Here is a 12,639-nt window from a genome sequence, read left to right on the forward strand (position 1 = left end):
GGAGCTGCCGCAGGCTGCGATCTTTTGATCTTGATATTGATCCTCAAAAACAACATCAAAAGATCGCAGCCTGCGGCAGCTCCTACAGGGATCTTCGGTGGATCTTGAATCGATTCAGCCTTTATCCTTGTTGCCCCCGCCGTACCGCTGTCAGGAGTTGTGTCATGCCCCATGAAGGCAATCTGTTACAAGCCGCTGTCGTGTTTCTCTTCGCAGCGGTGCTCACCGTGCCCTTGGCCAAACGTCTGCAACTGGGCGCGGTGCTCGGTTATCTGTTGGCGGGGGTGATCATCGGCCCGTCGGTGCTCGGTCTGATCGGTAATCCGCAGAGCGTCGCGCATATTTCCGAACTGGGCGTGGTGTTGCTGCTGTTCATCATCGGCCTTGAGCTGTCGCCACGGCGCTTGTGGGTGATGCGCAAATCGGTATTCGGCGTGGGTCTGGCGCAGGTGCTGCTGACGGCGGCGGTGATCGGCGTGCTGGCGTTGTACGTGTTCGGTCAGCCGCTGAACAGTGCGATTGTGCTCGGCCTCGGTCTGGCGCTGTCGTCCACCGCATTCGGCCTGCAAAGCCTGGCCGAGCGCAAGGAACTGACCAGCCCGCATGGGCGGCTGGCGTTTGCGATTCTGCTGTTTCAGGACATCGCGGCGATCCCGTTGATCGCGCTGGTGCCGATGCTCGCCGGCAGCGCCCACGCCAGCAGCAACGCGGAAAGCCTGAACCACGGTCTGCAAGTGCTCGGCGGGATCGCCGTGGTGGTGGTCGGCGGGCGTTATCTGTTGCGTCCGGTGTTCCGCGTGGTGGCGAAAACCGGTCTGCCGGAGGTGTCCACCGCCACCGCATTGCTGGTGGTGATCGGTACGGCGTGGCTGATGGATCTGGTGGGCGTGTCGATGGCGCTTGGGGCTTTCCTCGCTGGCCTGCTGCTGGCGGATTCGGAATATCGCCATGAACTGGAAGCGCAGATCGAGCCGTTCAAGGGCTTGCTGCTCGGGTTGTTTTTCATCAGCGTCGGCATGGGCGCCAACCTGAGTCTGCTGCTGAGTGCGCCGATCACCGTGCTGGGCCTGACGCTGCTGCTGATCGGCTTGAAGTTGCCGCTGCTGTTTGTGGTCGGGCGCCTGGCCGGTGGGCTGACCAAAGTCAGTGCGATCCGCCTCGGTATCGTCCTTGCGGCCGGCGGTGAATTTGCCTTTGTGGTGTTCAAGATCGGTCGCGATCAGGGCCTGTTCGAACCGCGCCTGTATGACTTGCTGGTACTGACCATCACTCTGTCGATGGCCTTGACGCCGTTGCTGCTGTTGATCTGTGCGCGACTGGTCAGCCCGAAAGTGCAGCCGGTGGAGGTGCCGGAGAAATTCCGCGAAATCGACACCGAAGCACCACGCGTGGTGATCGCCGGCATGGGGCGGATGGGCCAGATCGTGGCGCGGATTCTGCGCGCACAGAACATCAAGTTCGTGGCGCTGGACACCTCGGTGGAAACCATCGAACTGTCGCGCAGTTTTGGTGGCGTACCGGTGTTCTATGGCGACCCGATGCGCCCGGAAATCCTCAATGCGGCGAAGGTGGGCGAGGCAGAATATTTTGTCATTGCCACGGATGACCCGGAGACCAACATCAAGACCGCCGAGATCGTGCGCAAGCTGTATCCGCACATGAAAATCATCGCCCGGGCGCGCAACCGTCAGCATGTGCATCGTCTGGTGGATGTCGGCGCCGAAGCGATTCGCGAGACCTATTACTCAAGCCTGGAAATGAGCCGGCGCACGCTGGTCGGGCTGGGTCTGACCCAGGCCCAGGCCGATGCGCGGATCAAGCGCTTCAAACATCACGATGAGCAGGTGCTGGAAGCCCAGCACGCGATCTACGACGACGCCGCCAAAGTCCTGCAAACCGCCCAAGAAGCCCGGGCGGAGCTGGCGCGATTGTTCGAGTCGGATCAACTGGAAGAGGAAGCGCGCAAGGCCTGACCTCCTTGCCCAGATCCAGATTTCGTACCGACAGGCCTGACGCCTTCGCGGGCAAGCCCGCTCCCACAGGTTTTGTGAACGCCCGAAAACCCTGTAGGAGCTGCCGCAGGCTGCGATCTTTTGATCTTGCTTTTTAAGATCAAGATCAAAAGATCGCAGCCTGCGGCAGCTCCTACAGGGGATTGGGTCAGGCCAGCTCTAATTCGCGCTCTTGCTTGACCGGTGCAGTCTCAAAGCGGTCCGCGAGGAACGGTGTGATATCCAGCGGCAGCGCTTCCTGGTTGACCAGTTTGTCCAGCAACACCCCGGTAATCGCCGAGGTCAGGATGCCGGTGCGGAAGTGCCCGCAGGCATTCAGGTAACCCTCCACCCCGCGCATCGGCCCCAGGATCGGCAGTTCATCCGGCGAGCCCGGGCGCAAGCCGGCCCAGGTGCGCTTGAGATTGACGTCCTTGAGTTCTGGCAGGCAACGCACCGCGCCCTGCACCAGCCCGGCGATTTCCGGGTAGGTGGTGGTGACGTCGAAACCTTTGTCTTCGGTGGTGCTGCCGATCAGGATCTCGCCGTTGTCCTTCTGCGCCACATAGCAGTCGCTGGTGGTCAGGCAGCCGTTGAGGATCTTCGGCATGCGCTCGGTCAGCAGAATCTGGCCCTTGACCGGTTTCACCGGAATCCGCACACCGGTGGCCCACTCGCTCAAATCCGCCGCCCACGCACCAGCGGCGTTGATCAGGGTCTTGCAGTGGAACACGCCCTCCTCGGCCGTCTGCACGCCAGTCACGCGACTGCCGTGGTGCAACACACCGGTGACGTTGGTGTTGACGAAGATATCGACGCCATTCTGCCGCGCGCCTTCCATGTAGGCATCGGCGAGGCGGAACGGGCTGACCTGGTGATCGCAGAGAAACTCCAGCGCACCCCGGGCCTCGTGGCTGACGCTCGGTTCGGCTTCACGCAGCGCGGCCTGATCGAGCCAGCGCACCTGATCGGCCAGATGCGGAATGCAGCTGACAATGTGCTCGGCATAGAGCCGGTCTTCGTCGTCATAAATGACGAACTTCAGCCCGGTCTTTTCGAACTTGAAATCCATCCCGTGCTTGTCGATCAACTCGCGGTGCAGTTGCGGGTACAGCGCATTGGACTGCAAGGCGAAATCGAAGAACGACGCCGGCAGGATGTGCGGCGTGCTGGCGTCCACCGCCACCGCGGCGCCCTGGGTTTCGCGCTTGCGGTTGGCCGACATCATGCGGAAGAAAATCACCCCGCAGCCAAGCCCCACCGACTCGCCGATGGCCCACAAGCCTCCGGCCGAAGCGCGGGTCGCGTTGCCCGGGCGCTTGGCGTCGATCACCGCCACCTTGAGGCCCTGGCGCTTGGACAATTGATAGGCGCAGGACGCCCCGATCACGCCGCCACCGGCAATGACCACGTCATAGAACTTACTCATGGGAAGCGGCCTCCGTGCCGACGGACTGGAAAGCGGAAAATGGAATCGGATCGATCGGAAAACGCGGCCGCAGCCAGCCGACGTCCTTGCGCCCGGTGGCCTGACGCAGGCGGTCGCTGCAATAGCCGACGCACATCCGCCCCTGACAATCGCCCATGCTGACGCGGGTGCGCATCTTCAGGCTGGCGATGTCCTGCACGCCCTGCTCCAGCGCCAGATCGATGTCGGCGCGGGTCGCGTGTTCGCAGCGGCAGATCACCGTGTCGGCGGCCGGCAAAGCGGTCTGGCCGACACCGCGTTCGGTGTAACGGTCGACGGCTGCGCGAAAACGCACGATGGATTTGAGTTTGCCCAGATAGCGGTCGCGGCGAACCCGCGCCAACTCTTCTTCGATCACCCCGCGTTGCAGGAGGATCGAGGTCGCGGCGATCTTGCCCGCAAGCATCGCCGCTTCACCGCCGCGAATCCCGCCCATGTCACCGGCCAGATGCACGTGCGGTTCGTTGCTTTGCTGCCACACATTGGAATTGGCGCGCAGATAGCCGTCGTCGCTGAAACCGTGATCGAGGCCCATCTGCTGACTGAGTTGGGTGCGCGGGATGAAGCCGTAACCGACTGCCAGGGTCTGGGCTTCGAAGCGCTCGATCCGAGTCAGATCAGGTTCCCAACTGGCCGAATACGGCGCAACAGTCACGCTCTTCAGTTCACCTTCGCCATGCGCTTCGACCACGCCCCAGCCATAGTTCATCGGGATGCCGTGCAGTTTCAGATAAGCAAGCATGCTCAGGCCGTCGAGGAACAGCTGCGGTTTGTTCAGCAGCGCCAGGCTCTCGCGGGCGATCTTGCCGAAGGCGCAGGCCTCATACACCCCCGCGACCTTGACCCCGGACGCATGCAACTGGGTCGCCACCAGCGGCAGCAGCGGCCCGGTGCCGGCAATGATCACCGGCCCTTGCGGCTTGACCACGCCACTTTTGATTTGCAGTTGCAGGCCGCCGAGCATGATCACCCCCGGCAGGGTCCAGCCGGGGAACGGCACGCTGCGCTCGTGGCAACCGGCGGCCAGCAGCAATTGCGGGTATTCGATCTCGTGCAGTTGCTCATCGCCGTCGAGCACCACCAGCGCACGGGTGCCTTCGGCGCCGACCACGCGGTGATTGAGGCGCACGTCGATCAGCCCGGATTGCTCCTGGAAATCACCGTGCAGTGTGCTCAAGGCTTCGGAATAGCGTGGCCCCAGATAATCCAGTTGCACGCCGTCACGCAGCGGCCCGCGATAGACCACGCCGCCGAGGCGCGAGGCTTCTTCGAGCAAGGTGCAGCGCACACCGTGGCGCGCCAGTTCGATGGCCGCCGCCATCCCCGCCGGACCACCGCCGACGATCACCGGTTGCAGGCTCATACAACCTCCTGCTCGTTGATGCGGTTGACCTGGGTTTCAACCTGCATGCCCTCGCGTACCACGGTCTGACAGGCGCGGCGCTTGTGGCGACCGTTGATTTTCACCAGACAGCACTGGCACACGCCCATGCCGCAGTAGGCGCCGCTGATCTGGTTGTGGTCATTGCGCGCGACCTGGCGCACGCCGAGGGACTGAATCACGCTGAGGACGGTTTCGCCGATGGCCGCGGTAACCGCTTGGCCGTTGATGTGGACGGTCATATCCGCCTGGGTCAGGGGCTGGATATCGAAGGTGCGTTCTAGGCAGTGCATTACGAAGTTCATCCGTGAAAAGGTTCAGGGTGGGGTTACGTCAGCTCCTTGCTGCGCTCTGCCTGGCGACCCGTTCTGTTTGTTTGATGGGGGTCTGCCAGGCTACTCCATGAGCGCAGCAAATTGCGCACCGGAGCACTGTAGTCGATACCGCGACAAGGGGCCTGGATCATTTAAGTTAGGTGATATTGCGAGAGTGAATATTGATCCAGGTCGACAAATCCTCCTCCCCTCACACGAACAATGTAGGAGCTGCCGCAGGCTGCGATCTTTTGATCTTGCTTCTAAAAAACAACATCAAAAGATCGCAGCCTGCGGCAGCTCCTACAGGGGGTATGTGGCGGGCATGAAAAAGCCGCTTTCACCGTGAAGTGAAAGCGGCCGAGGCATGGGCCTCAATAGAGCAAACGGATCAGTGTACGAACAGGGCGATCAGGATGATGATCGGGATCGGCACACCGAGGAAGAACAGAAGTAGAGAGCGCATGGTGATTCTCCTTGTTAACGAACTGGAGGCAGTGTGGTGGTGGTGGCGTAGGTTTCGACTTCGACGTACTCGACCGCGTCCCGGCGACGACCGCCGAAGGTGGCTGCGAGGCTGGCGAAGAACGCACCGGCCAACAGTGCAATGAACATCCACAGCGAAGTCCAGGCAGCGACTTTGGCAGCGGTGTCGGCAGCCTGTTGGGCTTTGACTTTGGCGTCAGCGATGGCTTTCTGAGTGCGGGCATAGACGTCGTCGACACGTTTCTCGGCGTCGGCCTGACTCAGGTTGGTCCGTTGTGCGACCAGTTGTGCGAGGTAGGTACGGTCTTCAGGGCTGAGTTGGCCGTTGGCCAGGCTCTGGGCGAAGATGCGGGTCACCGCACCGTGGGCGGCGTCGTCGCTGACGGACGCTGGGCGGTCGTCACGGAACAGGCTGTCGACAAAGTAACCGTACTGGTCGCTGTTGGTGTTGGCTGCGGCAGTACCGGCCGCTTGAGTCGCGGCAGCCGCTGCGCCACCGGCAACACTGGCACCGGCCTGCACACCTCCGCTGATTACACTGCTGACCGAACCGACCACCAGCACTGCAGTTACCAGCGTGGCAACACACCAAGCAAGGAAACCATGGGCGGTATCACGGAAATACACTTCATCGCCGTGCATGTTGGCCCACTTAACGCGCAGGCGACCGGCGATGTAACCACCGAGGCCCGAAGCGATGATTTGCGTCGCCGCCAGCCAGACAATCGTCGAAATCCCCAGGCTCTTGGCGCTCACGCCCTCTCCGGCCCAAGGTGAAACGGCAGAGAATCCCAAACCGAAGCCAAGCAGCACCAAAATCATCGACAGTGCTGCAGCCGCTGCTGCGCCCGCGAAAATCGCGCCCCAGGACACGCCTGACACGTTGCTCGACTCTCCTTCGAAGGCAGGATAAAACCCATCAGGGGATCTATTCATTGTTGTAGTGCTCCAGGCATGAAAAATGGTGTTACAACTCGTCATCAGATGAATTGCAGCGACCGTGCCATTCGCCAACTTTAAATAAGTCGTTATTTTTCAACAGGTTAAAAAGACTGAACTTCTTATGACCATGCAATTTGCAACAATCGGCCGAAAGCAGCGGGTTTTATGCATTGAAGACAAATCCGCAACGCTGTCGGAATTTGCAGGAGTGACAGGCTATACATGAAAGTTAATTTAAAGCGCGCCGGAAAATACTTGGCAAAATGCTGCCATTCCGTTTGAACCGATCAAGGCTTGCTCTATGACTCGTATTTTGACCATCGAAGACGACGCCGTGACTGCCCGTGAAATCGTCGCCGAACTCAGCAGCCACGGCCTGCAAGTGGATTGGGTCGACAATGGCCGCGAAGGCCTCGACCGTGCCGTCAGCGGCAACTACGACCTGATCACCCTCGACCGCATGCTGCCGGAACTCGATGGCCTGGCCATCGTGACCACCTTGCGCACCATGGGCGTGGCGACGCCGATTCTGATGATCAGCGCGCTCTCCGACGTCGATGAGCGCGTGCGCGGCTTGCGGGCCGGCGGCGATGACTATCTGACCAAACCGTTCGCCACCGATGAAATGGCGGCGCGCGTGGAAGTGCTGCTGCGCCGCCAGAACAGTGTCGCCACTCAGGCCACCACGCTGCAGGTCGCCGACCTTGAACTGGACCTGATCAGCCACGAAGCGCGCCGTGCCGAGCAAGTGCTGACGCTGCTGCCGACCGAATACAAGCTGCTGGAATTCCTCATGCGCAACAGCGGCCAGATCCTGTCGCGAATGATGATTTTCGAAGAAGTCTGGGGCTATCACTTCGACCCGGGCACCAACCTGATCGACGTACACATCGGTCGTCTGCGCAAGAAGATCGACGCGGCGGGCAATGTTCCGCTGATTCGCACGGTACGGGGCTCGGGTTATGTCATTGCCGAACCCGTCTGACGGCTGGCGTTCCTCCAGCAGTCGACTGCTGGCGCTGTACAGTTCGCTGTTCGTGGCGTGGAGCGCGATCCTCATGGGGGTCATGTATTTCGAGGTCTCCGGTTACCTCGACAACCTCGCCAAGCATTCGCTGATGCAACGTCAGCATCTGTTTTCGCACTTTCGCGGTGAGCAACTGGAAGAAGCCCTCGCCGCCAGCATGACCTTCGATATCCGCGGCATCGACGCCTATGGCCTGTTCGATGCCCAGGGCGTGTACCTCGGCGGCGCCCTGCAGCAGTTGCCCGAAGGTCTGCCGCTGGATGGCAAGATCCACACGCTCGACGACTGCGCCGACTCCGACGACCCGACCCTGCCCGCCGACAGTTGCGACGCGGTGGCGACCCAGACCCGCGACGGTCGCTGGCTGGTGTTGTTGCGCGATAACGGTTCGTTGTTCGCGGTGACGCGGATCATCCTGCATGCGTTGTTCTGGGGGGTGTCGCTGACGATCCTGCCGGGGATTGCCGGTTGGCATCTGCTGCGCCGCCGGCCGATGCGCCGTATCCGGGCAATTCAGGACAGCGCCCAGGCAATTGTCGCCGGCGACCTGACTCACCGCTTGCCGCTGTCCAATCGCCGCGATGAACTGGACATGCTCGCCGCCATCGTCAACGCCATGCTCGATCGCATCGAACGGCTGATGCATGAAGTCAAAGGCGTGTGCGACAACATCGCCCATGACTTGCGTACGCCGCTGACGCGTTTGCGCGCGCAGTTGTATCGCATGCAGCAGCAGGCCGGTGAAGGTTCACAGGAAGCGGCGCAACTGGATCTGGTGCTGGCGGAAGCGGATACGCTGATGGCGCGGTTTCGCGGATTGCTGCGGATTTCCGAACTGGAAGATCGCCAGCGGCGCTCGGGTTTCGTCGAGCTGGACCCGGTGCAGTTGCTGGAAGAATTGCATGAGTTCTATCTGCCCCTGGCCGAGGAAGGTGAACTGCTGTTCGTGCTGAACATGCCGGAAACCCTGCCGCCGCTCAATGGCGACCGGGCGTTGTTGTTCGAGGCCCTGGCAAACCTGCTGAGCAACTCGATCAAGTTCACCCCGGCGGGCGGCACGGTGATTCTGCGTGGCGTGAATGATGGCGGGCATACGCGCATCGAGGTTCACGATTCCGGGCCGGGGATTCCCGAGGCCGAGCGCGAGGCGGTGTTCCAGCGCTTTTATCGCGCCGAGGGCGGGCAACCGCAGAGCGGCTTTGGTCTGGGCCTGTCGATTGTGGCGGCGATTGTCAGCCTGCATGGCTTCAATCTTGAAGTGGGCAGCAGTGAGCTGGGCGGGGCGAAACTGGTGCTCGATTGTCGGCAGAGTTTGATCGCCAACTCCTGATCCCCTGTGGGAGTGAGCCTGCTCGCGATGATGGTGGATCAGCCAACCTATTTGTTGAATGACCCACCGCTATCGCGAGCAGGCTCACTCCTACGATCCGCGGTCCTGAAAACATGCGATCCCCTGTGGGAGCTGGCTTGCCAGCGATGACGGTGCTTCAGTCGATATCGGTATTGACTGGACCGCCGCTATCGCTGGCAAGCCAGCTCCCACAGGTTTTTGTTGGATTGATCAGGCCGGGTAATTGGCCCGCAGTGCTTCAAGCCCACCCTGATAGATGCCGCTGAACAGCGCCACCACTTCCTCATCGCTCACACCCTTGGCGTTGAAGCGACCCGACCATGTCACCCGGGCGCCCTGCCCCTGGGCTTCGACCTTGATCGTCGCCAGGTAATCCGTGGCCGGGAACGGCGCCTGTTCGATCGAGTAGCTGTAGGTCCTGGCGGCGTTGTCGAACGCTTGCAGGCGCTCGATCACCACGCCGCCATCGGCGGTTTGCAGGGTGCGCACGCGACCGCCTTCGCTCAGTTCACTGTTGGGAATGAAAGGCAGCCAGTCCGGCAGCGTGTTGAAGCCGCCGATCAATTGCCAGACCTGATCGGCCGAGGCCGGGATGTCGATGGTTGCAGATGCAGTTGCCATAAATAAAAGTTGCTCCAGAAAGATTCGGGTTCAGATCGCCATGCTGTCGACAACGCCGCCATCGACCCGCAGGGCCGCGCCGGTGGTGGCCGAAGACAGCGGCGAAGCGATGTAAGTCACCAGATGCGCGACTTCTTCGACATCCGCCACGCGCTGGATGATCGAGGTCGGGCGAGCCTTCTGCACAAAGGCATCGGCTTCATCGCGCAGGCTGCGGCCGGATTCGGCAGCGGCGTCCTTGAGCATCTGCTCCAGGCCATCGGTGAAGGTCGGCCCCGGCAGGATCGCATTGACCGTGACGCCAGTGCCAGCCAGACGCTTGGCCAGACCATGGGACACCGCCAGATTGGCGCTTTTGGTCACACCATAGTTGAGCATGTCGGCCGGCGTCGCCACGCCGGATTCCGAAGACAGGAAAATGATCCGCCCCCAACCCTGCTCGACCATCGCCGGCGCGTAATGCCGCGACAGGCGCACGCCGGAAATCACGTTGACCTCGTAGAAACGCGTCCACTCGCTGTCCGGGGTGTCGAAAAAATCCACCGCATCGAAAATGCCGAGATTGTTCACCAGAATGTCGGCGCGCGGCTCGGCGGCGAACAGTTTTTCCGCGCCTTCGGTGGTGCCCAGATCTGCGGTCAGACCGCGCAATTGTGCAGCCGGCACCTTCTGCCGAATGCTCGCCAGCGCCTGCTCGACCTTGGCCGTGTCCCGACCGATCACCACGACCGTGGCGCCGGCTTCGGCCAGCGACTGGCTGATGCCCAGACCAATGCCCGCGGTGCTGCCGCTGACGATTGCAAGTTTTCCACTCAGATCTATTTTCATGCTTTCACCTCATCGATTGGCAACGGTGCACGTTCGGACACCAGTTTTGCGTCACGCATGGCCTGCCAGAAACCGGCGGGAATCAGCGCCGACAATGCCGCGACATCTTCAGCAATGCGCCCCGGTTTGCTCGCACCCGGAATCACCGCAGCAACGGCGGGATTGGCCAGCGAGAATTGCAGGGCTGCCGCTTTTACATCGACGTTAAACGTAGCGGCGATACGTTTGATCTGCTCGACCCTGGCGATGATCTGCGGGCTGGCCTTCTGGTATTCAAAGTGCGCGCCGCCGGCCAGAATCCCGGAACTGTACGGGCCGCCGACCACGATCTCGACGTTCTGCGCCAGCGCCGCGTCCATCAGACGTTGTAGCGCACGGTCGTGATCGAGCAAGGTGTAACGCCCGGCGAGCAGGAAACCATCCGGTTGCGCTTCCGTCAGATCGAGGGTCAGTTCGCACGGCTCGACCTTGTTCACGCCCAGGCCCCAGCCCTTGATCACGCCTTCTTCGCGCAGTCGGGTCAGCACTTTGAAAGCGCCGGTGCGGGCCTGATTGAAGTATTCCAGCCATTGATCACCGTAGAAGTCCTGGGCGATGTCGTGGACCCAGACGATGTCCAGGCGATCGGTCTGCAGGCGTTTGAGACTGTCTTCGATCGAGCGCAGCGTGGCGTCGGCGCTGTAATCATTGACGATTTTGTTCGGCCGACCGTGTTCGAACACCCCGCTTTTTTCGCCCAGATCACGGGCGGCGGCGTCTTCGACTTCATCGAGAATCACCCGGCCGACTTTGCTGCTGAGCACGTAGTCATCGCGCTGGTACTGCTTGAGCGCCTCGCCGAGACGGATTTCCGAAAGCCCCGAGCCATAAAACGGTGCGGGGTCGAAGTAGCGCACACCGGCATCCCACGCGGCATGCACGGTGGCTTGCGCTTCGTCTTCGGGGATGGCGCGGAACATGTTGCCCAGTGGCGCGGTGCCGAAGCCCAGTGGGCCGGGCAATTTGTCTTTCAAGCTCATTGCGTTGTCCTCATAGGTGTCTGGTCTGTGTGACCGTTGAGCAGATCCTAGATTGCCGGACTTAGACCGTCCAAGACATAATGCGCAGCACTTGAGTCCCCAAAGGTCTGACATGATCGACATCCGCCAATTGCGCTACTTCGTTGCCGTCGCCGAAGAAGAACACGTCGGCCGCGCGGCCGAACGACTGCATATTTCCCAGTCGCCGCTGAGCCGGCAGATCGCCCAGCTTGAAGAGCGCCTGGGCCTGACCCTGTTCGAGCGCAGTCAGCAACGCATCCGCCTGACCCGCGACGGCCAGACTTTTCTTGCCGAAACCCGCGCCCTGCTGACCCACGCCAGTCGCCTGGAATCCCTCGGCAAACGCCTGGGGCGTGGTGAAGAAGGCGGTTTGTGCATCGGTTACAGCGAGAACGCCATGCACGCCGGGGTGCTGCCCAATGCCCTGCGGGTGTTGCGGGTGGATCGGCCGAATGTGCACGTCGCGTTGTACAACCTGAGCTCTGCTGAACAACTCGAAGGCCTGCGTCAGCGTAGTCTCGATATCGCTTTGGTGAGTGAGCCGCCGACCGATGACGATCCAGACCTGCTGGGGTTTCAGGTGCTCGACGATCCGATGTTGCTGGCGCTGCCGGAACAGCATCCGCTGGCCCGTCAGGACGCGCTGCACCCGGCGGATCTGGCTGGGCAGGAATGGATCGGCGTGCAAGCGCGTCAGGGCGCGGGCGATGAGTTCGTCAGTGCCTGCATTCGCGCGGGATTCACTCCCGATGTGCGCATGCAGGCCACCGAGCCGTTCACCGCGCTGGGGCTGGTGGCATCGGGGCTGGGGATCGCGATGATCCAGAAAGGCCTGAGCCACAACGCCCCGCCCGGGGTTGTGCTGCGCGAAGTGCCGTGGCTGGCGTTCACCACACCGCTGTGGGCGGCGTGGCACCGGATCAATTTGCGGCCATTGGTGGAGACGTTTCGCAAAGTCCTGACGGACCCAACCCCTTCTGACCAATCCACTCGCGCCAGTGGGGGGCAGCCTGCTGGGGATGGCGTTGGCATGTCCGGTATCGCTGTCGACTGACAGTCCGCTTTCGCGAGCAGGCTCGCTTGTATGTTTAGACTTGAAGGGGTGGGCGGGACTACAGACTCGATTCTGACTCTGACCAGTACAGACCGTGGGAGACTTCTCGTCCCGCCCCTTCTACCCAAAGCGCCAA

General features: G+C 61.6%; 11 protein-coding genes. 4 read left to right on the forward strand and 7 right to left on the reverse strand.

Annotated features, from left to right (window positions below):
• The first annotated feature begins 164 nt into the window (after window positions 1–164).
• Entirely contained in the window at window positions 165–1,973 is a 1,809-nt protein-coding gene (locus ACU680_RS24310) for a monovalent cation:proton antiporter-2 (CPA2) family protein (RefSeq protein WP_367084881.1), read from the forward strand.
• Window positions 1,974–2,160: 187 nt separating this feature from the next.
• On the opposite strand, the gene hcnC is transcribed toward ACU680_RS24310, so the two are convergent.
• The 4 genes from hcnC to ACU680_RS24330 form a co-directional block, all read right to left on the reverse strand.
• Window positions 2,161–3,420, reverse strand: coding sequence for a cyanide-forming glycine dehydrogenase subunit HcnC (gene hcnC / locus ACU680_RS24315; RefSeq protein WP_448180726.1), 1,260 nt, complete (start codon window positions 3,418–3,420; stop codon window positions 2,161–2,163).
• Window positions 3,413–4,822 (reverse strand): cyanide-forming glycine dehydrogenase subunit HcnB, encoded by a 1,410-nt coding sequence (gene hcnB, locus ACU680_RS24320; RefSeq protein ID WP_448180727.1) that lies wholly within the window; start codon window positions 4,820–4,822, stop codon window positions 3,413–3,415. The genes hcnC and hcnB overlap by 8 nt, the downstream gene beginning before the upstream one ends.
• Complete coding sequence (gene hcnA / locus ACU680_RS24325; RefSeq protein WP_448180728.1) at window positions 4,819–5,133, reverse strand: cyanide-forming glycine dehydrogenase subunit HcnA; 315 nt, start codon at window positions 5,131–5,133, stop codon at window positions 4,819–4,821. Before hcnA ends, hcnB begins: the two co-directional genes overlap by 4 nt.
• Window positions 5,134–5,634: 501 nt before the next feature.
• Window positions 5,635–6,576 (reverse strand): hypothetical protein, encoded by a 942-nt coding sequence (locus tag ACU680_RS24330; RefSeq protein ID WP_329697328.1) that lies wholly within the window; start codon window positions 6,574–6,576, stop codon window positions 5,635–5,637.
• Between the two features lie 307 nt (window positions 6,577–6,883).
• Here ACU680_RS24330 and ACU680_RS24335 point away from each other — a divergent pair, with 307 nt between their 5' ends.
• Both ACU680_RS24335 and ACU680_RS24340 read left to right on the forward strand, forming a co-directional pair.
• The gene (locus ACU680_RS24335; RefSeq protein WP_007961935.1) at window positions 6,884–7,567 is read left to right on the forward strand and encodes a response regulator transcription factor; all 684 of its coding nucleotides are present in this window, start codon (window positions 6,884–6,886) and stop codon (window positions 7,565–7,567) included.
• The gene (locus tag ACU680_RS24340) at window positions 7,545–8,939 is read left to right on the forward strand and encodes a sensor histidine kinase (protein ID WP_367084888.1); all 1,395 of its coding nucleotides are present in this window, start codon (window positions 7,545–7,547) and stop codon (window positions 8,937–8,939) included. The genes ACU680_RS24335 and ACU680_RS24340 overlap by 23 nt, the downstream gene beginning before the upstream one ends.
• Window positions 8,940–9,170: 231 nt before the next feature.
• Here the strand turns inward: ACU680_RS24340 and ACU680_RS24345 are convergent, their stop codons facing one another.
• The 3 genes from ACU680_RS24345 to ACU680_RS24355 are packed head-to-tail and all read right to left on the reverse strand — an operon-like array spanning window position 9,171 to window position 11,428.
• Complete coding sequence (locus ACU680_RS24345) at window positions 9,171–9,581, reverse strand: SRPBCC family protein (protein WP_400759224.1); 411 nt, start codon at window positions 9,579–9,581, stop codon at window positions 9,171–9,173.
• A gap of 30 nt (window positions 9,582–9,611) precedes the next feature.
• Entirely contained in the window at window positions 9,612–10,409 is a 798-nt protein-coding gene (locus tag ACU680_RS24350) for an SDR family NAD(P)-dependent oxidoreductase (protein ID WP_007961929.1), read from the reverse strand.
• The gene (locus ACU680_RS24355; protein ID WP_448180729.1) at window positions 10,406–11,428 is read right to left on the reverse strand and encodes an aldo/keto reductase; all 1,023 of its coding nucleotides are present in this window, start codon (window positions 11,426–11,428) and stop codon (window positions 10,406–10,408) included. The genes ACU680_RS24350 and ACU680_RS24355 overlap by 4 nt, the downstream gene beginning before the upstream one ends.
• 112 nt (window positions 11,429–11,540) lie before the next feature.
• On the opposite strand from ACU680_RS24355, the gene ACU680_RS24360 reads away from it, so the two are divergent.
• The gene (locus tag ACU680_RS24360) at window positions 11,541–12,503 is read left to right on the forward strand and encodes a LysR substrate-binding domain-containing protein (protein WP_448180730.1); all 963 of its coding nucleotides are present in this window, start codon (window positions 11,541–11,543) and stop codon (window positions 12,501–12,503) included.
• Window positions 12,504–12,639: the final 136 nt, after the last annotated feature.

This window comes from Pseudomonas sp. LF020 (assembly GCF_053456425.1).